Annotated in this window: 20 protein-coding genes and 1 pseudogene; 9 read left to right on the top strand and 12 right to left on the bottom strand. The window is 73.5% G+C overall.

Features of this window, described 5'->3' with window-relative positions:
- The coding region (locus AB0J72_RS30100; protein ID WP_363404370.1) for a hypothetical protein at positions 1-221 on the bottom strand (221 nt) is incomplete at its 3' end.
- 105 nt (positions 222-326) lie between these two features.
- Positions 327-509 (bottom strand): hypothetical protein, encoded by a 183-nt coding sequence (locus tag AB0J72_RS30095; RefSeq protein ID WP_363404368.1) that lies wholly within the window; start codon positions 507-509, stop codon positions 327-329.
- A gap of 66 nt (positions 510-575) precedes the next feature.
- On the opposite strand from AB0J72_RS30095, the gene AB0J72_RS30090 reads away from it, so the two are divergent.
- The gene (locus AB0J72_RS30090; RefSeq protein WP_363404366.1) at positions 576-1,034 is read left to right on the top strand and encodes a MarR family transcriptional regulator; all 459 of its coding nucleotides are present in this window, start codon (positions 576-578) and stop codon (positions 1,032-1,034) included.
- Between the two features lie 27 nt (positions 1,035-1,061).
- Here AB0J72_RS30090 and AB0J72_RS30085 read toward each other — a convergent pair whose 3' ends face one another.
- Genes AB0J72_RS30085 through AB0J72_RS30075 form a run of 3 tightly spaced genes read right to left on the bottom strand, consistent with a single transcriptional unit; the run spans position 1,062 to position 4,353 of the window.
- Positions 1,062-2,927, bottom strand: coding sequence for a carbohydrate-binding domain-containing protein (locus AB0J72_RS30085; RefSeq protein ID WP_363404364.1), 1,866 nt, complete (start codon positions 2,925-2,927; stop codon positions 1,062-1,064).
- A gap of 2 nt (positions 2,928-2,929) precedes the next feature.
- Positions 2,930-3,664: a polyphosphate polymerase domain-containing protein gene (locus AB0J72_RS30080; RefSeq protein WP_363404378.1), complete on the bottom strand. Its 735-nt coding sequence runs from the start codon at positions 3,662-3,664 to the stop codon at positions 2,930-2,932.
- A gap of 5 nt (positions 3,665-3,669) precedes the next feature.
- Positions 3,670-4,353 carry a DUF4956 domain-containing protein gene (locus tag AB0J72_RS30075; RefSeq protein WP_363404362.1) on the bottom strand — a complete coding sequence of 228 codons (684 nt, stop codon included), beginning with the start codon at positions 4,351-4,353 and terminating at the stop codon, positions 3,670-3,672.
- Between the two features lie 233 nt (positions 4,354-4,586).
- Between AB0J72_RS30075 and AB0J72_RS30070 the strand changes: the two genes are divergently transcribed.
- Complete coding sequence (locus tag AB0J72_RS30070) at positions 4,587-4,718, top strand: hypothetical protein (RefSeq protein ID WP_363404360.1); 132 nt, start codon at positions 4,587-4,589, stop codon at positions 4,716-4,718.
- A 346-nt stretch (positions 4,719-5,064) separates the two neighbouring features.
- Entirely contained in the window at positions 5,065-6,465 is a 1,401-nt protein-coding gene (locus AB0J72_RS30065) for a DUF1996 domain-containing protein (protein ID WP_363404358.1), read from the top strand.
- A 104-nt stretch (positions 6,466-6,569) separates the two neighbouring features.
- Here the strand turns inward: AB0J72_RS30065 and AB0J72_RS30060 are convergent, their stop codons facing one another.
- The 3 genes from AB0J72_RS30060 to AB0J72_RS30050 all read right to left on the bottom strand — a co-directional run bounded on the left by AB0J72_RS30060 (position 6,570) and on the right by AB0J72_RS30050 (position 10,402).
- The gene (locus AB0J72_RS30060) at positions 6,570-8,150 is read right to left on the bottom strand and encodes a beta-1,3-glucanase family protein (protein WP_363404356.1); all 1,581 of its coding nucleotides are present in this window, start codon (positions 8,148-8,150) and stop codon (positions 6,570-6,572) included.
- A 191-nt stretch (positions 8,151-8,341) separates the two neighbouring features.
- Positions 8,342-9,403, bottom strand: a complete 1,062-nt coding sequence (locus tag AB0J72_RS30055) for a GGDEF domain-containing protein (protein WP_363404354.1) — start codon at positions 9,401-9,403, stop codon at positions 8,342-8,344.
- 180 nt (positions 9,404-9,583) lie between these two features.
- Positions 9,584-10,402, bottom strand: a complete 819-nt coding sequence (locus AB0J72_RS30050) for a PIG-L family deacetylase (protein ID WP_363404352.1) — start codon at positions 10,400-10,402, stop codon at positions 9,584-9,586.
- Between the two features lie 59 nt (positions 10,403-10,461).
- Between AB0J72_RS30050 and AB0J72_RS30045 the strand changes: the two genes are divergently transcribed.
- Positions 10,462-11,583: a glycosyltransferase family 4 protein gene (locus tag AB0J72_RS30045; protein ID WP_363404350.1), complete on the top strand. Its 1,122-nt coding sequence runs from the start codon at positions 10,462-10,464 to the stop codon at positions 11,581-11,583.
- A pseudogene (locus AB0J72_RS30040) lies at positions 11,499-12,284 on the top strand (phosphatase PAP2 family protein); the annotation flags it as partial. The gene AB0J72_RS30045 and the pseudogene AB0J72_RS30040, both read left to right, overlap by 85 nt.
- Positions 12,285-12,761: 477 nt before the next feature.
- Here the strand turns inward: AB0J72_RS30040 and AB0J72_RS30035 are convergent.
- Both AB0J72_RS30035 and AB0J72_RS30030 read right to left on the bottom strand, forming a co-directional pair.
- Positions 12,762-13,832, bottom strand: a complete 1,071-nt coding sequence (locus AB0J72_RS30035) for a lysylphosphatidylglycerol synthase transmembrane domain-containing protein (RefSeq protein ID WP_363404348.1) — start codon at positions 13,830-13,832, stop codon at positions 12,762-12,764.
- Between the two features lie 180 nt (positions 13,833-14,012).
- Positions 14,013-14,813 carry a TIGR02452 family protein gene (locus AB0J72_RS30030; protein ID WP_363404346.1) on the bottom strand — a complete coding sequence of 267 codons (801 nt, stop codon included), beginning with the start codon at positions 14,811-14,813 and terminating at the stop codon, positions 14,013-14,015.
- 92 nt (positions 14,814-14,905) lie between these two features.
- On the opposite strand from AB0J72_RS30030, the gene AB0J72_RS30025 reads away from it, so the two are divergent.
- The 4 genes from AB0J72_RS30025 to AB0J72_RS30010 all read left to right on the top strand — a co-directional run bounded on the left by AB0J72_RS30025 (position 14,906) and on the right by AB0J72_RS30010 (position 17,627).
- Positions 14,906-15,157 (top strand): DUF6343 family protein, encoded by a 252-nt coding sequence (locus AB0J72_RS30025; protein WP_360559109.1) that lies wholly within the window; start codon positions 14,906-14,908, stop codon positions 15,155-15,157.
- Positions 15,158-15,489: 332 nt separating this feature from the next.
- Positions 15,490-16,143 carry a hypothetical protein gene (locus AB0J72_RS30020; RefSeq protein ID WP_363404344.1) on the top strand — a complete coding sequence of 218 codons (654 nt, stop codon included), beginning with the start codon at positions 15,490-15,492 and terminating at the stop codon, positions 16,141-16,143.
- Positions 16,144-16,658: 515 nt separating this feature from the next.
- Complete coding sequence (locus AB0J72_RS30015) at positions 16,659-17,378, top strand: class F sortase (protein WP_363404342.1); 720 nt, start codon at positions 16,659-16,661, stop codon at positions 17,376-17,378.
- Positions 17,379-17,402: 24 nt separating this feature from the next.
- The gene (locus tag AB0J72_RS30010; protein WP_363404340.1) at positions 17,403-17,627 is read left to right on the top strand and encodes a hypothetical protein; all 225 of its coding nucleotides are present in this window, start codon (positions 17,403-17,405) and stop codon (positions 17,625-17,627) included.
- A 1-nt stretch (position 17,628) separates the two neighbouring features.
- Here the strand turns inward: AB0J72_RS30010 and AB0J72_RS30005 are convergent, their stop codons facing one another.
- Entirely contained in the window at positions 17,629-18,399 is a 771-nt protein-coding gene (locus AB0J72_RS30005) for an EcsC family protein (protein ID WP_363404338.1), read from the bottom strand.
- A 320-nt stretch (positions 18,400-18,719) separates the two neighbouring features.
- Positions 18,720-19,181 carry a MarR family transcriptional regulator gene (locus AB0J72_RS30000; RefSeq protein ID WP_363404336.1) on the bottom strand — a complete coding sequence of 154 codons (462 nt, stop codon included), beginning with the start codon at positions 19,179-19,181 and terminating at the stop codon, positions 18,720-18,722.
- Positions 19,182-19,227: the final 46 nt, after the last annotated feature.

The following is a 19,227-nucleotide window of genomic DNA, read 5'->3' as shown; positions in this document are numbered from 1 at the left end:
GGCGCGGCGACGGCCGGTGCGGGGTTGGGCGGTGCGGGGTTGGGCGGCGCGGGGTTGGGCGGCGCGGGGTTGGGCGGCGCGGGGTTGGGCGGCGCGGGGTTGGGCGGCGCGGGGTTGGGCGGCGCGGGGTTGGGCGGTGCGGGCCGCATCGAGAAGCCGCAGTTGGCGCACCGGATCGCGGTGGCGTCGTTGCCCGGAAAGGCGCAGATCGGGCACGTCATGCCACCGAGCGTATTGACGGGCACACGGCCGGCGACACCTCCGACGGGGCCGAGTCGGCTGCCGACGGTCGGGCGCGGGTGGCCGTCAGGACGCACCCGATCGTGTCACGACTGCCCCTCCGCGCGGCGCGCGGCGGCCTCCTTCTGCCGGGCGCGAAGCTGCTTGTACTGCTCACGAGCCTCGGGGTGCCAGCCCTGGATGGCGCCCTCCACGGTCGCCGGGCCGAAGATCTTGAAGAAGAACTCGCCGAACCGATCTTTCGACGTGCGCTGCGACCGCTTGAACATGCCCGAGACCCAATCGCTTGGCGTGCAAATAGTTGGTGTACCAATCGTCAGTGTACACTCGATCTCGTGACCGACAACCTCGAGGATCCCCTCGCCCTGGAGCGCCAGGTGTGCTTCGCCCTGGCGGTGGCCTCGCGCAACGTCATCGCGCTCTACCGGCCGCTGCTGGAGCCGATGGGCCTGACCCACCCGCAGTATCTGGTGATGCTGGCGCTGTGGCAGCGGGCGCCGCTGTCGGTCAAGGAGCTCAGCGGCCTGCTCCAGCTCGACCCGGGCACGCTGTCGCCGCTGCTGAAGCGGCTCGAGTCGGCCGGGCTGATCAGCCGGCAGCGGGCGCGCGACGACGAGCGGCTCCTCGCGGTCACGCTGACCGCCGAGGGGCAGGAGCTGCGGCGGCAGGCGGAGCTGATCCCGCCGGCCGTGTTCGCCCGGCTCGGCATGCCCCTCGACGAGCTGCTCCAGCTGCACGCCGCGCTCACCAGGGTCATCGAGGTCACCCAGAAGGAAGGGCCGGACGCCTCCTGAGCGGAGCACGCCCGGCCCTCCGCCCGCCTAGCGGCCGCCCATACCCCCGCCGGCCGGGGCCTGACCGGCGGTGACCGTCACGGCCAGGGTGGCCGAGCCGAGCGTGCCGCCCTGGGCGAGGCCGCCGGTGGAGGTGCCGGTCGAGGTCCCGCCGGTGTAGATCTTGTACTGGCTACCGCTGGTGATCCCGGGTGCCGAGTAGACGAGGTTCTGGGTCGCCTTCGACGTGACGAACGTGGCGACCACCTTCCCCGAGCCGTCGACGACCTGGACGGCGGTGCCGGCGGCGACGGTGCCCGTGAAGGTCGCCGACAGCCAGCCCTGCGCGGAGTCGGTGCCGGGCGCGACCACCATGCCGGAGCTGCCGGCCGCGGCGAGGACGCCGCCGCTGATCGTGAAGCTGCCGTTGACGTCGAGGGCGCCGTTGCCGCGCTGGGTGGGGCCGTTGACGACGAGCGTGCCGCCGGTCATGGTCGCGGTGCCGTTGGAGTCGAACCCGTCGCCGCCGGCGTCGATGACCAGGGTGCCGCCGGTGATCGTGGCCGTGAAGTCGCCGACCTCCTCCCCACCGCCGCCGAACCCGCCACCGCTCTGCCGCCCGCCGGGCCCGCCCTGCGCACCCGCGCCACCACCCGTGTCGCTGCCCGCGCCGCCGCCGGACGAGCCGCCGGACGAGCCGCTGGAGGAGCCGGAGGCGTTGAGGCCGTCGTCGCTGGAGGTGACCGTCACGTCGCCGCCGTTGACGGTGATGTGCGCCGACTCGAGGCCCTCGTAGGACTTCGCGACCTTCACCGTGCCCTTGTCGATGACGAGGGCGGTCTCGCCGTGCACGCCGTCGTCGCCCGCGGACAGGGTGAGCGTGGCGCCGTTGAGGTGCACGGCGCCGTCGCTGTGCACCGCGTCGTCGGCGGCGTCGACGGTCGCGGTGCCGCCCTCCAGCACGCTGATCACGCCCGACTTCAGGCCCTTGACGGACGTGTCGCCGGCCTTCGCGGCGCTGCCGCCGCCCGCGGTGACCGTGATCGTGCCGCCGGTCTGGACCAGGTCGGTGGTGGCGTCGACGCCGTCGCCGCCGGCCGTGACCCGCAGCGTGCCGCCGCGCACGGCGACGTAGCCGGCGTCGGCCTTCTCGGCGTTGTCGGCCTTGAGCCCGTCCCCGCCGGCCCGCACGGTGATCGTGCCGCCGGTGACGACGAGGTAGTCCTTGCCGCGGATGCCGTCGTCCACGGCGTCGACGGTGACGGTGCCGCCGGCGACGACCAGCCCGTCCTTGCCGGTGATCGCGTCGTTGCCCTTGCCGTGCACGGTCAGCGCGCCGGACCCGGCGATCGTCAGGTCCGCGGCGCTGTACAGGGCGGCGTTGACGTCGGCGTCGTCCGCGTACGTGGTGGCGTCCGACAGCGTGTTGGTGCTGCCGTCGGCGAGGATGACGACGACCTGCCCGGCCGCCGTCGCCGCGATCGCCGCGCCGCCGGAGTTGCTGATCGTAGCGCCGTCGAGGACGAGCTTGACCGTGGCGTCGCCCGCGTCGACGACGACCTGCCCGTCGGTGAGGGTGCCGGTGATCCGGTACGTGCCGCCCGCGGTGATCGTCACCTTCCCGCCGTCGACGGTGACGCCCTTGTTCGCGGCCACGGTGGCCGAGGAGCCCGACAGCGTGACCGTGACCGCGTCGGACGCGCTCCAGGTCGTATCGGATTGATGGACGGCGGTGTTCGCGGCGAGGACCGCGGCCGCGCTCTGGGTGGCGTCGACGGTCGCGGCCGCGGCGGCCGTCGACTGGGTGGTGCCACCCGACCCGGCCGACGGGCCGGAGGAGCCGCAGCCGGCCAGTGCGGCGGTGGCGAGGACGGCGGACGTGACGGCGGCCAGGACACGGGAACGGATGCGCATCTTCAGAACTCCCAGGCGGAAGAGGCGGAAGGGAAGTGCCGGCGCAGCGTCTGCGTCCAGCGGTTCGCGGGCAGGTCCGGCCGCAGCGCGGCGAGGCCGGTGGCGTACTTGGACATCGGGCAGGGCCGGTGGCCGAGGGACCACAGCAGGCGGTCGGCCTCGCACGCGCCGCCGGCGGCCTTGGTCTCGACGACCACCCGGTCCGGCAGCCGGAGCGCGGCACCGTCGAGGAGCTCCCACGTCAGCGCGGCGTCGATGGTGACCCGGCCGTCCGAGGCGGGCAGGTAGAGCGTCGTGCGCTCGTACCGGGTGACCAGCACCGGCCGGAGCGACGCAGGATCGCACGGGATGTGGGCACCCTTCAGGACCCCGCCGGTGTACGGCGCCCGCTCCTTCACCGTGGTGCCGCGCGGCCCGCGGGTCTTCACCTCTACGAACCGCCCGCCGGTGTCCACGTAGGTGCGGACCCGCACCTTGAAGCGGCGGCGCCGGCGGTGCGCGGCGGCGAGGTAGCTGTCCAGGCCGGGCGTGTCGAAGTAGTCGGAGCGGTAGCCGAACCGGCGCCGGCCGTCGATGTCGAGGACCCTGGCGGTCCCGGCGAGGCGGCGCAGCACTCCGGGGAGCCGGTCGGCGGGCAGCAGGTACTTGCGGTCGACCCGGGTCTGCAGCGACGCCTGCCGCACGAGCTCGTCCAGGCCGATCGGGTCGAGGTGGTCGAGGTCGTCGGTGCCGAGCATCGTGGTCACACCGTCACCCGCTCGGCGGTCCGGACGGGTGACGTCGCGCCGACGACGTACCGGACCTCGACGAGCGTCGTGTCGTTGACCAGGTCGACGTGCCGGACGGTCAGGTTGACCACCCGGCCGCCGAGCCGGCCCTCCAGGTGCGCCCGCAGCGCGGTCTCGTCGGTGTGGGCGCGGTCCAGCTGCATGGTCTGCTGGCGGTACCGGCCGAACAGCCGCGGATGGTCGGCGACGAACAGCCCGCCGATGACGAGCGCCATCAGCCCGGCGGTGAGCCAGCCGACCGCGGGGCTGAGCCCGGCGAGCAGGCCGAGCGCGAGGGCGGCGAAGTAGTAGGCGATCTCGTGCTGGGCGATCTCGTTGGAGCGCAGCCGGATGATCGACAGGACCCCGAACAGGCCGAGGCGAGCCGCCACCTGAAGCGAGGACCGCCCGCCGCCGAAGACGAGGCGCCGGTTGACCGCGAAGTTGGTGGTGGAGCTGACCGCCCGGGCGGCGAGCACCGACGGCAGCAGCGCGCCGGTCGCCGCGTGCAGCGCGAACAGCACCGCCGCGTCCACCACCCCGGCCAGCATCGACGACGCGGCGAACCTGAGCAGCGGCGCGTACACGCGGGCCGAGTCGACGAGCGGGCGGAAGTGCGACGACGCGTTGCGCTCCAGGTAGACGGTCGCGATCGGCACCTGGTCGACCGGGTGGCCGCCGCGTCCGCCGTACGTGCGCCGCGACCCGCAGGACGTCCTCGACCCGATGCTGCCCGTCGGCGTCCGCGCAGACCACGTCGTCCCCGACGTGCGCGAACGCCGTCTTCAGCGCCGCCCCCTTGCCCCGGTTGACGGCGTGGGTGAGGACCATCGTCGACGAGCCGCCGCCGTCCAGGTTGTACGCGGTGTCCCGGAAGCCGTAGTAGTCGCCGTTGACCGCGGACACCGCGTCGTTGTCGGCCGCGATCCGCGACGTGTTCTCCACGATGTTCGTCCCGAACTGGTTCTGCGCGAACGCCGACCGCAGCCGCGTCGCGTCGGTCAGCACCACGTCGGCGACGTAGTACGTGACGGTCGCGCTGCCGCTGTGACCCCGCTGTGTCTGCCGTCTGCCCGCCGGAAACGCCCGCACCATCACGGAGCGGGGCGTGGAGAGCGCTCCCTCAAACCCACGGCGAGGGACGGTCGCGGCGCGTGGGCGGTCACACACGCGCACGGGCTGCGGGAAAGCGGATTCTTGGAGAGCGCTCTCCCATTTGCCGGAATCCATTGACACCGATCACATACGAGGTTCACTGTGAATCCACAGAGAGCGCTCTCTTGCAAGATCATTCGCTGGGTCCGCTGCCACGGACCCGGTGCCGGCCGGGCCCCGCCCCCGGCCGTTCCCGCAGAACCGGAGGACCCGTCATGTCCCGTAGTGCCCTCGCGGGCAGAACGCGGCTGCGCACCTTGGTGCTCGGTGCCGCGCTCACCGCGCTGGTCGGCACGTTCCTCACCGCCCAGGCCCTGCAGTCCGCCGACGCCGCCGAGACCCCGCTGTCGCAGGGCCGGCCGGCCACGGCGTCCTCGACCGAGAACGGGGGCACCCCCGCCTCCAACGCGGTCGACGGCAACACCGGCACCCGGTGGTCGAGCGCGTTCAGCGACCCGCAGTGGCTGCAGGTCGACCTGGGCGCGACCGCCACGATCACCAAGGTCGTGCTCAACTGGGAGGCCGCCTACGCGCGCGGCTTCACCATCCAGACGTCCGCGAACGGCACCTCGTGGACGACGATCAACACCACCACCAACGGCACGGGCGGCGTGCAGACGCTCGACGTGAGCGGATCCGGCCGGTACGTCCGGCTGAACACCACGGTCCGCGCCACGCAGTACGGGGTGTCGCTGTTCGAGTTCCAGGTGTTCGGCACCGGCGGCGTCCAACCCACGCCGACGGGCAGCGCGTCGTCCGGCGCCGGCTGGATCAAGATGGACCAGGCGAAGTGGGCCGCGCAGCTCGCGCAGTTCAACGCGCTGCCCATGCACCCGGCGCCGGCCAACGCCGTGCGGGTCTCGGAGTTCAACGCGGCGTGCACCTACAGCCACTCGTTCAAGGACGACCCGATCGTCTTCCCCGGCCTGCCGGGCGCGTCGCACATGCACAGCTTCCTGGGCAACCGCGGTACCAACGCCAACACCACCACCGAGTCGCTGCTGGCGAACACGTCGTCGAGCTGCGGCCCGGCGCTGGACCACTCCGCGTACTGGATCCCGACGCTCTACCAGAACGGCGTGGCGATCGAGCCCCGCGGCGTGACCGTGTACTACGGCTCGCGCCTGCAGGACCCGACCGCGACGGTGCCGTTCCCGCAGGGCTTCCGGATGATCGCCGGTGACGCCAAGCGGCAGGTGGCGACCCCGTCCGGCGCACCCGGCCAGTTCTGGTGCGCGGGCCCCGGCGGCGAGATCGGCCGCAGCTCCGACGGCAACTGGCCGGTCTGCGCACAGACCGCCAACCTGACGTACCAGCTCGTCTTCCAGGACTGCTGGGACGGGATCAACCTGGACAGCCCCGACCACAAGTCGCACGTGTCGACCAACCTGGTCAACGGCAAGTGCGGCGGGGCGTTCCCGGTCGCGATCCCGAACGTCTCGTTCGTCATCGACTACAACACGCACGGCAGCGCGGCGGGCTACACCCTCGCGTCGGGCATGGCGTCCTCGATGCACGGCGACAACTTCTTCGCCTGGGACAACGTGGCCCTCGGCCAGCGGGTGAAGGACTGCATCGTCCAGAAGGCCAAGTGCAACACCGCCGGCACGTTCTGACGACCGTCCGGCGACACTGACGTTCCACGGGTGAGAAACGTGGTCTCGGCTGGCGGGCCGGGACCACGTTCCCCCTGTCAGGTGCGCGCGGCTACGCGGAGGACCTAGCCCCGGCGCCACTTCTGGTTGGAGCTGCCGGTGCAGGTCCACTGGATGAGCTTCGCGCCGTCGGCGCTGTTGAAGGACTGGATGTCCAGGCACTTGCCGGACTGCAGGTTCACGATGTCGCCCGCGGCGTTGAGCGTGAAGCGCTGCGCGCCGGTGCCGTTGCAGGTCCAGATCTGGATCTTCGCGTCGTTGGCGAGGGAGCCGGCCGCGACGTCCATGCACTTGCCGCCGGCCTGGATGGTGTCGCCGACGAACGTCCAGTTCTGCGCGCCGGTGCCGTTGCAGTTCCACATCTGCAGCTGGTTGCCGTCGGTGAAGTTCGACGACGGCACGTCGACGCACTTGTTGTTCATGTTGCTGATGATGCGGTTGCCGGTCGGCTGCGGGTTGCCGCCACCGGTGAACGAGGTGAGCACGATGCCGGCCGCCCGCGGGTCGCCGTCGTGCACGAGGGACTCGAAGGCGCCCACGTCGTCGAAGGGGAAGGCGTACGCCTTGCCGTCGACCATGTTCGCGTGAATGATCTTGGCGTACTGGTTGGTCGGGTTGTTCTTGTAGAAGTCCGCCGCGTTGGTGCTGGGCTGGGTGTCGATGGTGCCGAGCGTGCCGCGGTTGAGCGCGGCGCACAGCGTGCGGGAGATCGGCCCGACGACGAGGTCGTTGGGCGCGGCGAGGCGGCCGGCGCAGCCCCACACGTCGGCACTGGCCGGCCGCTGGAACGACGCGACCTGCTGGCCGGCGGAGTTGGTGAAGTTCATCGTCGTGCCGGAGACCCGCCCGAAGTACTTCGTGTTCGGCTGGTCGCCGAAGGGCACGACGGTGAGGGTCTTCGACGCGTAGGCGCCCCACGCCGAGTTGATGTAGGAGTCGAGGTACGTGGAGCTGAGCCCGCCCGCCTCGGCCGCCTTGCCCGGGGCGAGGACGCGCAGCACGGTGCCGTCGCCGCGGGTGTAGATCGAGCCGCCCCAGCCGGCCTGGTTCCGGATGCCGTTGATGACGGCGTCGCGTCCGCCGGCGACGAGGTCACCGGTCCGCTTCGTCGCGCCCGTGGCGCCGGTGACGGTCACGGCGTGCGGCACCGCGAACATGTCGACCTGCGAGCTGTTGAGCCACAGGCCGGAGTCGTTGTAGGTGAACTCGCTCCAGTCGAAGAGGATGTCGCGGTTGGAGTCCCCGCCCGCCCACGGCGCGGGCTGCACGAGCCCGTCCGGGGTGAGGTAGAAGTTGATCCGCTGGCCGAGGGAGAAGTACACCCGGCCGGACAGCCCGCGCGGGATCTGGATGACCTTCGAGCCGCCGTTGCCGGGGCCCGCGATCGACACGTCGGGCGCCGGGGTCGGCGGGAGGCCGCCCGCCGGCCAGTTGTTGAACGTGCCGGCCGAGTTGACGTAGCCGAGCCGCCCGGTGCTCAGGTTGACGCCGAGCACGTAGAGGTAGACGGCGTCGCCGCGGCCGGTCGAGTTGGTGACGGTCATGGGCAGCAGGTTGGGCCCGATCGCCTGCGCGGCGGTGCCGGCCGTCAATACGGCCGGTGCCGCCAGCAGGAGGGTTGCGGCTGCGCGCAGCAGCCTTCTCATGGTGCGCAAGGTGGCTCCTCGGTTCCGCTGGACAGCCCCGGTCGCGCCCGGTGGCGGCCGGGCAGGGCCGTCGCGACGTTGGGTTCGCCATGCGCCCAGTACCGAATCTGTGAAGATTCTTAACTGAGAGCGCTCTCACAGCATCGGGTCGAGATCGGAACATGTCAATAGTCGCGGGACTGGCCGGGTGGCTACCTGTTCGGGACGTGCGACCGCCGGCGCGGGGTGGCCTCCACGGTCGAGACCCGGTCCCGGCCGCGGACCTTCGCGTCGTACAGTGCCCGGTCGGCGGCGGCGAGCAGCGCCTCCGCCTCCGTGGCGCCGGACCGGGTGGACGCGAGGCCGATGCTCAGCGTCGGCAGCCCGTCGGGCAGGTCGCCGATCCCGGCGACCGCGGCCCGCACCACCGCCGCGATGCGCCGCGCCACCGGCACGCCACCCTCGACGATCACGGCGAACTCGTCGCCGCCGAGCCGGGCCGCGACGGCACCGCCCGCGGCCGCGTCCCGCAGCGCCGCGGCGACCTGGACCAGGACGGCGTCGCCGGTCGCGTGCCCCCACGTGTCGTTGATGGTCTTGAAGTGGTCGACGTCGACGATGAGCAGGCAGTGCTCGGCGGCGGTCGTCCGGGCCGCGTCCAGCGCGGTGGCGAGGTCACGGTCGAACGCCCGCCGGTTGGGCAGGCCGGTCAGCGGGTCGGTGGTCGCCTGCCGCTCCAGCATCGTGACGAGCGCGTCCTCGCGGCTGCGCAGCTTCGTCACCACGACCGTCAGCACGCAGTACGCGGTGACGAGGGCGGCGACGTCGGTGAGCCCGACCCCCACCGGCTGCAACGTGAACGTCACCGCCGCGTCGGTCACGCTCGCCGCGGCGAGCAGCAGGTAGGCCACGTCCTTGCGCAGGAACGTCGCGGCGTAGATGAGCGGCCACAGATAGTACAGGTGTGCGCTGACGCTCACGTCCTCGGTGGCGAGATTCAGCCCACCGATGATCGCTACGCCGAGTATCGGCACAGCGACCCAGAACGGCTCCGGAACCCGCTGCGGAACCAGCCGGCAGCACGCCCCGGCGAAGATCATCGCGCCCGCTGTGACCACCGTCGCAACGACGCCCGCGGCGCTGCCGGCGAAGCCGGGGACCAGCAATGCGCAGGTCCCGACCACCGCGCCGCCGAGCATGAGGAAGTACGCGACGGCGCGCGTCGCGGCCGTCCTGTCCCGGGCGAGGATCATCGACCGGCGCGGTTCCCCCACCCCGGCAGATTCGGCATCCGGGCCCCGCATCTGAGCACAACGTGACGATCAGGGGGTGTGCCTACCCCCTGCGTCGGCTGCGGACCACCTACAATTCCCCAGCGGTTCGCTGATCGTTGGGTTGCGGACCGCAAGGGGCGATCGACGATCGGGGGCGCATTGCCTGCTCGGAGAAACGGGTCATCTGCTGTCCCGCAGACCGGCGAACACGTCGTCGATCAGGGGACGGCCGGGTGCCCGGCCGTGCTGGACGAACCACTCGCGCCCCATCAGCAACCGGAACAACGGCCGCGGCAGCTTCTGCAGGATCTCCAGCGTGCGCCGGCCGGTGTCGGCGCCGGCCTGACTGGCGTGCGCGGCCATCGCCGCGCGCTTGGCCGGGGCGTAGCGGCGCACGTCGACACGGTGCGTGATGCGCTCCGGGTCGGCGAAGGTGCCGGCGAAGCGCGCCGGGTGGAAGTCGGCCGGCACGCCCGGCAGCCAGTACACCGCGCGCAGCACCCGCTGGAGCAGCCGCCGGTCGACCGTCGCCTCCAGCACCACCGGCGTCCCGGCCAGCTGTGCCGCGAGGGTCCCGACCCGGTGCACCTGCACGTGGTCGGGGTGGCCGTAGCCACCGGCCGGGTCGTAGACGGTCAGCACGTCCGCGCGCTCCTCCGCCAGCAGCGCGGCCAGCCGCCCGGCGGCCTCCCTCGGGTCGGCGTCGGCGAACGCGCCGGCCGCCCCGGACGGCGCGTCGGCCATCCCGGAGTCCTCGTAGTCGAGGCACTCGACCCGGGCGCAGCCGAGCGCCTCCGCCGACGCGTGCAGCTCGGCCAGGCGGCGCCGCGCGAGGGGCCCCTCCGCGAGCACCGCCGAGGACGCCAGCCCGGCCCCTCCGGCGGTGGCGACGACGAGGACCACGCGGTGCCCCTCCGCGGCGGCCCGGGCCAGGGTCCCGGCGGTCAGCAGCGCCTCGTCGTCGGGATGCGCATGAAACGACACCATCGTGTACGGCACCGGCCAATGCTCCCATCTCTCCCGGGACGTCGGCCGTCACCACCTCGGAGCCGCAGTTCATGAGAATCGCGCACGTCACCGACTTCTACCTTCCCCGTCTCGGCGGCATCGAGATGCACGTGCACGACCTGGCCCTCCGTCAGCAGGCGGCCGGCCACGACGTCGAGATCATCACCACCACGCCCGGCACCAAGGCCGACGACGGTGAGTTACGCGTGCACCGGCTGTCGGAGCGGCTCTTCGTGCTGCCCGCCGAGGTGCGCCCCGGCGTGCTGCGGGCGGGCCGTTCGCTGCTGCTGTCCGGCCGGTACGACGTGCTGCACGTGCACGCCGGGCCGGCCTCGCCGCTCGCCTTCGCCACCGCCGCGCTCGCCGACCAGGTCCCGACGGTCGTGACGATCCACTCGCTGCTGTCCCACCTGGAGTACGCGTTCCGGGCCCTCGACGGCGCCGCCGGCTGGTCGCGCTGGCCGGCCGTGTGGACGGCGGTCAGCGACGTCGCCGCGGAGCCCCTGCGGCGCCTGGTGTGGCCCGCGCAGGTGCACGTGCTGCCCAACGGCATCGACGCCGACCGGTGGCGGATCCAGCCGCACCCCACCGACCCGCGGGGCGTGCTGGTCGTCGCCGTGATGCGGCTGGCCGCCCGCAAGCGCCCGCTGCAGCTGCTGCGGATGCTGCGCCGGGCCCGGCTGGCGCTGCCCGAGACGACCGGCCTGCGGGCGGTGATCGCCGGCGACGGCCCGCGCCGCCCGGCGATGGAGCGCTACCTGCGCCGCCACGGAATGGCCGGATGGGTGAGCCTGCCCGGTAGGCTGTCCCGGTCGCAGATCAGGTCGCTGTTCGCGCAGGCCGACCTGTTCGTCGCGCCGGCGATCCTGGAGTCCTTCGGGATCGCGGCGCTGGAGGCCCGGTGCGCCGGGCTTCCCGTGGTCGCGCGGGCCGAGGGCGGAATCGGCCATTTCATCACCGATGGCAGGGAGGGTGTCTTGGTCGACAGCGACGCCGCGATGGCCGACGCGATCGCCGCGCTCGCCACCGATCCGGAGCGGCGCGGCCGTATCGCCGCGCACAACCTGGCGACGTCGCCACCGGTCGCGTGGCCGGACGTCCTCGCCCGGACCACCAGCATGTACGACCTGGCCGCCGCGGCGCACCACGCTCCGATCGGCGCCCGCGCGTGACGCTGAATCCCGTCACTGAGCGCCCTGTCACCGCTCCGGCCACCCGGCGCCGCCGCCCCAACATCCTGGGCGAGCTGCTGATCGTGGTGCTGCTGGTCAAGGTGTACGACCTGATCCGCTCCCTGGCCGCGGTCCGGGAGGCACCCGCCCACCGGCACGGCGCCGAGGTGCTCTCGATCGAGCGGCTCCTGCACCTGGACTGGGAGCTGGCCGCCAACCGGTGGCTGACCGACCACCCGCCGCTCGCCCTGGCCGCGGTGTACTGGTACCAGTTCGCCCACATCGGCGTGGCGCTCGCGGCGCTCATCTGGTGCTACATCGCCGGGCCGGAGCTCTACCGGCCGATGCGCAACGCCCTGGTCATCACCAACGTGACCGGGATGACCGTCTTCTACCTGCTGCCGGTCATGCCGCCGCGGCTGATGCCCGGCGGCGGCTACGTCGACACGATCCGCGAGGCCGGCTTCAGCCTCGACCACGGCGGCCAGGTGCCCGCCGACCAGTACGCGGCGATGCCGTCGCTGCACCTGGCGTGGGCGGTCTGGACCGCGAGCGTCGCGGCGGCGCTGCTGGCGGCCCGCGGGCTGCACCGGTGGCGGGCGCTGTGCTTCCTGTACCCCACGACCACCGGCGTCGTCGTGGTCGTCACCGCCAACCACTGGGTCCTCGACGTCGTCGCCGGGGTCGCCGTCGGGCTGGCCGCGGTGGCACTCGCCCCGGCGCTGCCGCCGTTGCCGGCCCGGTTCACCACCTGGCCGTCGCGCGTCTGGCGGTCGTGGCGCGGCGGCTCGCCGTCCGGCACCCCGGACCCCACACCGTCCTTGCGCGGCGGGTCGCCGTCCGGCACGCCGGAACCCACGCCGTCCTTGCGCGGCGGGTCGCCGTCCGGCACGCCGGAACCCACGCCGTCCCTGCGCGGCGGGTCGCCGTCCGGCACGCCGATACCTGTGTCGTTGCGCGGCGGGTCGCCGTCCGGTGCGCCGGACCGGGCGCCGTCGTGGCGTGGGGCGTCGCCGGACTCCGCGGCGCCGGATCGGGCACCGTGGCGGCACGAGCCCTCGGACGCGGCGCATGACCGGACGACGCGGCACGCGGCGCCGGCCCGGACGCCGTCGTGGCGGGACGAGCCGTCGGACGCCGCGGCGCACAACCGGGCAGGAGCGCGGTCGGGCCAGGTGTCAGATGATGCGGCGGCGCAGCAGGACCGCCAGGACGAAGGCGCTGGGCAGCAGCGGCACCCACACCGTGATCAGGCGATACCCCACCACCGCACCGAGCGCGACCGCGGAGGAGACGCCGATCGCGGTCAGGCCGGCCAGCATGGCGACGTCGAGCGCGCCGATGCCGCCGGGTGACGGCACGAACGCCGACAGCGTCGACACCACCAGGTAGAGCACGACGGCCGTGCCGATCGTCACCGCCACTCCCAGGCTGCGCAGCACCGCGTACAGGATGATCGCGTGCAGCAGGGGCGTGGAGAACGAACCGAGCCAGAGGGCGGCGGCCCGGTAGGGGTCGCGCAGCACGCCCCAGAGGCGGCGCAGTTCCTCGCCGACCCTGCGCCCCGCCGCGACCGTCCGCTCCGCCATCCGGCGGCGCCACGCCGGGCGCACGGCGGCCGCGAGGCCCGCCGCGAGCGCCAGGCCGCAGATGGCGAGCAGGGTCCAACCGGCCGGCCCGGCGGCCCGTGCCACGGAGTCGCGCCACGACCCGGGCACGTGGATGCCGCGGGCGAGCGACGGGCTGATCGCGACGGCCACCACGAGCAGCAGCGTGTGCGTGACCGCGCCGACGAGCGTGTTGAGCCCGACGGATCCGACCGCGGCGCCCGGGCCGAGACCGTGCTTGCGCAGGAACCGGATGTTGATGCCCATCCCGCCCGAACCGGCCGGCAGCACGTGATTGGCGAACGATGCCGCCACCTGTACCGCCAGCAGCCGGCCGACCGGCGGCCGCAGCGACATGGAGCCGATCTGCGTCACCGTGCCGGCCACCCAGATCGACGCGGTGCCGAGGGCGGCGACGACCAGCCAGGCGCTGTTGGCCCGGGCGAGCCCGGCGACGCCCGCGCTGACGGTCGACCAGTGCGTGATGCCGAGCACCACCACGGTGACCGCGACGGCGATCGCGAGCAGCATCCGGGGCAGCGAGGAGCCCAGCACAGCGCTCTTGCCGGTCTCCTCGATCGCGTCGGCCGCCACGGCCGCCACGGTGTCCGGGGCGACGTCCTCGCAGGCTGCCTGGTTCACGCTCATTCCGCTCCTACCGCTCGTGCGACCGACGGAACATACCTGACGGGCCCCTGGGCGTGAATCGGCCCAATTCCTGCATTGCGCCTGATCCGGGCGCCAATTCTACAGATGGCCCGTTGCTTCCCACGGTCGCGAACCAACCCGCACCGGCCTGGTGAACGCATGGCAACTCCCCTGCTACCGGCCGAAGACGGCCGCGAAGGCCGCGCGGACCGGGGAGCCGCTGACCCGGTCGTACACGGCGAAGACCACCTCGTCGAACAGGTCGACCTCACCGAGCGCGGCGGCGAACGCCCCGGCCACGTCGGCCGGCTCGTTGCGGAACACCCCGCAGCCCCAGCCGCCGAGGATCAGCCTGCGGTGACCGTGCGCGGCGGCGACCGCGAGGACGCGGCGGGCCCGGCGGTGCAGGATCGTCGGGACGTCGCCGGCGTCGCCCGGCTGGTTGCGCAGGATCGCGCCCAGGTTCGGCGCCGCGGCGGTCAGGAACGCGGCGCGGTGCGGCACGTCGAGCAGCCGGCCCTTGTCGTCGCGGAACACCGGCACACCCGGCGAGTGGATGACCCGGTCGCTGTAGCGCAGGTCCCGCTGCTCGCGGTGGAACGCGTAGAACTCGGGCGCCGCCCGCAGGCACGGGTACAGCGCCGAGGCGCGGGCCAGGCTCTCCTCCTGCGCGACGGCACCGCCGAGGAACCCGCCGCCCGGGTTCTTCGCCGAGGCGAACACCAGGCACGCCACGTCGTCGCCCAGCCTTCTGGCCGCGGCCAGCGTCGACTCGCCGGTGACCGAGACGCTCGCCTTGGCGGGCCCGCCCTGCGGCGGCGGCAGGGTCTCGTCGGGCTGGTACAGCCTCGTCCCGGCGACGGCCGCCCGCACCGCCGGGCCGATGTCCACGACGCCGCCGGCCTCGGTGCGGTACTCCCCCGCCTCGGCGATCGCGACGGTCTGCCGGGCGATCTCCCGCAGCCGCCCGCTCATGCCGCGGGCCTCTGACCATGTGTTGGCACCTGGTCACGGTACCGGCCGGCTTCAACCGGTTGGGCCGCTCCGGGGACGGGTACGTGACCTGTATGCCTCTCGACGCGCAACCGCCGCGGCGCAGGGGGACCGTCGGGCACCCCTACAGCCCGCTGAACCTGCGCCTGGTGCTGGCCACCTTCGGCCTCGTCACCTCGATCGCCTTCGCGGTGCTGCTCTTCCGCGCCCACCTGCCGCTGCCCGCGTGGGCGTTCGTGGTCCTCGCCGCCGTCGCCGCCGTCGACCTCGTCGTCGTGCAGCGCCGCCGCCGGGCCCGCGGCGGCCACCACTCGCTCTTCGAATAGCCCCGGTTGACCCATCGACGCCGTGGGCATAGGTGAGCCATGCCATGGATCGTGTGGGTGCTGGTGGGTGCCGTGTCGCTGCGCGCCGGGATCGGGCTCCTGGTGCTGTGGGACCGCCGCGCCGCGGCCGCGCGCCGCTCCCCCACCGCCACCGGCTGACCTCGGGCGCGCCTCGCCCACCTTCGGGCGACAGGTGCTATCGACCGGCGGTTATGCCAGGCTGACGGTTGGGTACCACCCACCACACGCCCGGCGACGCCGCACGGAGGGATGGCTCGATGTCCACACCCGTGAGGCGAGCACACGCCCGGCGCCCCCTCGCCGAGCGCCGCATGGTGGCCGCGGTCCTCGCGGTCGCGCTGCTGGTCCTGTTGGTGCTGCTGCTGTCGTACTGCGTGGCGACCCGCACCAACCGCAACGGCGCCGCCCCGGGCACCACCCCGATCGCGTCCCGCACCGCCTCCCCGCCCGCCCCCACCCGAACCGGATCCCCGACAGGCACAAGCGGCGCAGCCAGCACCTCCACGACTGCGGGCGGCAGCTCCAAGTCCCCCGGCGGCGCAACCGGCAACGCAACGGGCGGCGCAACGGGCGGCGCAACGGGCGGCGCGACGGGCGGCGCGACCGGCAACGCAACGGGCGGCGCGACAGGCAGCTCGGCGGGCGGCGCGACAGGCAGCGCGACAGGCGGCGCAACGGGTGGCGCGACGGGCAGCTCGGCGGGTGGCGCGACAGGCGGCGCGGCCGGCAGCTCGGCGGGTGCGGCGAGCGGCAGTTCGGCGGGCGTGACAGGCAACTCGACGGCCACCCCCACCGGCGCCGGCTCGACAGGCGCCCCCGCAACCCCCAGCGGCGCCCCCGGCACGGGCGGCGGCGGAGGCCTCGGCATGCGCAACCCTCTTCTCGCCGGCACAGGCATAGCCCTGCTCCTCATCGCCGCGGCCCTGACCGTCTTCCGCCTCCGCCCGGCTACCGGCTGGCGCTGATGCACCCCGAACCACCCACCACCCCGACGGATACCACTGCCCCACCCCGGATAAGTCCGGACGCAAGCGCCGGACTTATCCGACATTTCGGATTTGTCCGGAGGAGGAAGGCGGAGAAGGATCCCGCCGCGCAGAACGGGAAGACGGAGAAGGAACCCGCAGCGCAGGTCGGGGAGACGGAGCAGGAGTCCGCCGCGCAGGACGAGAAGACGGAGCAGGAGTCCGCAGCGCAGGACGAGAAGACGGAGAAGGACCCCGCAGCGCCGAGCGGTAAGACGGAGCGGGGGGCCGCCGCGCAGAACGGGAAGGCGGAGAGCCCCGCCACGCAGGACGGTGTGGAGGACGGCATCGCCGCGGAGGACGGGGTGGCAGGGCGGGGCGGTAGTCGAGTTGGTCCGCAGGTGGAGTTGGGGGGCGGGCCTGGCTCGGGCGGCGAAGTGGGGCGGGTTTTCAGGCGGGGGCGGGAGCGGTGGGCGGCGATGGAGGACCGGCGGCGGAGGCGGGTTCTCGACGTCGTGACCGCTGTCTGTGCCGTGGCCGGGCTCGCGCTCGTGATCGTCGGGGCGGCGCCGGCGGAGGAGCCGCCGCGGCGCACCGAGCAGGCCGCCGCGGCAGCCGATCAGGCAGTGCTCGGGCCGCCCGGGCCCCGCGTGTCCGTCCGAGCGACGGCCGCAGCCTCCGACACCACGACCGGACCCACCACCGGCGCCGCGTCTGGCTCCTCGTCAGACCCCGGAACAGGGGCCGGCGAGGGCGGAGCGGCGGTGGGGATGGGGTTCTCGGTGCCCGTACAGCTCGAGATCCCGGCGATCGGGGTCAGTACGGCGCTCATGGGGCTCGGGCTCAACCCTGACGGGACGATCGAGGTGCCGCCGTTGCGGGCCAAGGCGCCGGCGGGGTGGTACCGGCAGCTCGCCGCGCCCGGGGAGGTCGGGCCGGCGGTGGTCCTCGGGCACGTCGACACGAGGAGCGACGGGCCGGCGGTGTTCTACCGGCTGCGGGACCTGCGGCCGGGCGACGAGGTCAGCGTGCGCAGGGCCGACGGGCGGACGGCGGTGTTCGGGGTGGACCGGGTCGAGGAGTACGCGAAGGCGCAGTTCCCGTCCGACGAGGTCTACGGCGCGGTCGACCGGCCGGTGCTGCGGCTGATCACGTGCGGTGGGACGTTCGATCGGCTGCGGCGGTCGTACCGCGGCAACGTCGTCGTCTTTGCGACGCTGCGCCGGGCGGGGTGAGGGCGTGACCGTAGGGTCTGCAGGATGTTCGCGACGATGTTCGTGGCCGCGCTCGTCGCGGTGGTCTACTGCGTCCTGATCGCCCGGCACCTGATGGTGGCCAGGGCGGAGCGCGGTGGGGAACAGCACGACGTGGAGGCCGCGGCGGCGCGGGGGCTGCTGGACGGCACGATGACCAGGGCCGCGTACCGCGCGACGATGGAGTCCGTCGCGCGGCAGGCGGGGCACCTGATCCGGGTGCCGGAGTGAGTCAGATCCGCTTCGGGGCGGGCGGCAGCTGCATCGGCGGGCGTTGCATCGGCAGCGCCGGCCGGCCGTAGAGCTCGATCGCCTTCTTCGCGAGGGCCTTCGTCGCGCCCGCGTTGGCGAAGCTGCCGAGGATGATGGCGGCGCCGGGGACGATCTTCGCGAAGATGCGCTTCGCGGCCTTGACGCCGGCCATCTGGGCGAGCTTGAGGCCGAGGGTCAGCAGCATCTGGTTGATCGGCCGGCGCTTGTCCGGCAGCAGCGCCCCGACGCCCTCCCGGCCGCGTGCGACCTGCAGCGCGGTGCGGGCCGTCTGCGTGTACTTGTGGACGCCCTGCAGGACGAGCAGCTCGGTGGCCCGCTCGGGGTCGGCCGGGTCGTGCCCGTACGCGACGGCGATGAGCAGCACCATCTTCGCCTGCGTCCAGGCGAGCACGCCGACGTCGAGCACCGCCCCGGCCAGCCCCACGGCGCCGGAGACCGCCCCGGAGAGCCGGGCGTGGTTGGTGTACCGGTATGCCACCATGCTCGCGATGGCCTCCGGCGGGGCGCCCGGGTTCTGGGCGCGCAGCTTCTGCAGTTCGAGGACCATCTTCGGCCCGATCCTGGTGACCGCCTCGAGCGCGAGGTGCTCCGGCGCGTACTCGGGGTCGGCCCGCATCTTCTGCCACAGCCCCGGCGGCGGCCCGTCGTCGACACCGTCGGGCGACGGCTGCGAGGGCTGCGGCCCGGGGCCCTCGTCGCCCGGCACCCCCGGCGGACCCGGGTCGACCATCGGCGCCCGCGGCGGCCCGCCGTCGTCATCGACCCCCGCGGCACCACCAGCGGAAGCCGGAGCACCGGCAGAAGCCGCGAAAGGCACAGAAGCCGCGGAAGCCGCGGAAGCCGCGGAAGGCGCGGCGGTGGACGCCCAGAGCGGGGCAGGGGGAACGGCTTGCGAGGCGCCGTCGGCGTGGTCGGGGATCTGCGGCGGCACGTCGGTCACACGAAGACTGTAGGAGATCCACGCAACCAGCGCGCGGACCGATATCCGACCGCACCCGCGCCGCTACCAGCGGCCACGCCCGCGCGGCTACCAGCGGCCGCGCCCGCGGGTCAGTCCGCGAGCCGGGCCGCGTGCCGGTGCTGCTGTTCGGTGGCGAACGACACGAACTCGACCATGTGCCGCAGCGTCGCGTCGTCGTACCGGGCGAGGTGCGCCTGCCCCTCGGCCACGATCGGGCCGTAGATCTCCGCGACGACCCGGTGCGCGTGCGGCGTCGGGTGGACCGTGACCCGGCGGCGGTCGGCGGAGTCGCGCTCGCGGGTCACGTACCCGGCGCGCTCGAGCCGGTCGATCGCCGTCGTCACGCCGCCCGTGGTGAGCCCGGCGGCGGCCGCGAGCTCCCCCGGGCTGAGCGGCGCCGGCGCGAACAGCAGCTCCAGGCAGCGCATGTCGGTCCGGTTCAGCCCGAGCCGGTCCGCGACGCGCTGGTCGAGCACGTCGATGGCGCGCTGGTACGCCTGCATGACCTCGCCCAGCTCGGCGAGCAGTTCAGCGCGTGCGGTCGTTCCCACTTGCCGATCGTACGGGACCCCTCGTACGCTAAGACACTAGATAATC

The organism is Dactylosporangium sp. NPDC049742 (assembly GCF_040674675.1).
GTDB lineage: Bacteria > Actinomycetota > Actinomycetes > Mycobacteriales > Micromonosporaceae > Dactylosporangium > Dactylosporangium maewongense.
Note: the sequence above shows the minus strand (reverse complement) of the source record. Positions and strands in the feature narration are given on the sequence as shown.

Excerpts from the sequence above, each read along its gene's own strand:
- AB0J72_RS30080 (WP_363404378.1), bottom strand. The coding sequence starts at position 3,664 with ATGCTCGGCACCGACGACCTCGACCACCTCGACCCGATCGGCCTGGAC.
- AB0J72_RS30045 (WP_363404350.1), top strand. The coding sequence starts at position 10,462 with ATGAGAATCGCGCACGTCACCGACTTCTACCTTCCCCGTCTCGGCGGC.
- AB0J72_RS30030 (WP_363404346.1), bottom strand. The coding sequence starts at position 14,813 with ATGAGCGGGCGGCTGCGGGAGATCGCCCGGCAGACCGTCGCGATCGCC.
- AB0J72_RS30005 (WP_363404338.1), bottom strand. The coding sequence starts at position 18,399 with ATGGTCGACCCGGGTCCGCCGGGGGTGCCGGGCGACGAGGGCCCCGGG.
- AB0J72_RS30025 (WP_360559109.1), top strand. The coding sequence starts at position 14,906 with ATGCCTCTCGACGCGCAACCGCCGCGGCGCAGGGGGACCGTCGGGCAC.
- AB0J72_RS30060 (WP_363404356.1), bottom strand. The coding sequence starts at position 8,150 with ATGAGAAGGCTGCTGCGCGCAGCCGCAACCCTCCTGCTGGCGGCACCG.
- AB0J72_RS30010 (WP_363404340.1), top strand. The coding sequence starts at position 17,403 with ATGTTCGCGACGATGTTCGTGGCCGCGCTCGTCGCGGTGGTCTACTGC.
- AB0J72_RS30020 (WP_363404344.1), top strand. The coding sequence starts at position 15,490 with ATGGTGGCCGCGGTCCTCGCGGTCGCGCTGCTGGTCCTGTTGGTGCTG.
- AB0J72_RS30065 (WP_363404358.1), top strand. The coding sequence starts at position 5,065 with ATGTCCCGTAGTGCCCTCGCGGGCAGAACGCGGCTGCGCACCTTGGTG.
- AB0J72_RS30085 (WP_363404364.1), bottom strand. The coding sequence starts at position 2,927 with ATGCGCATCCGTTCCCGTGTCCTGGCCGCCGTCACGTCCGCCGTCCTC.
- AB0J72_RS30095 (WP_363404368.1), bottom strand. The coding sequence starts at position 509 with ATGTTCAAGCGGTCGCAGCGCACGTCGAAAGATCGGTTCGGCGAGTTC.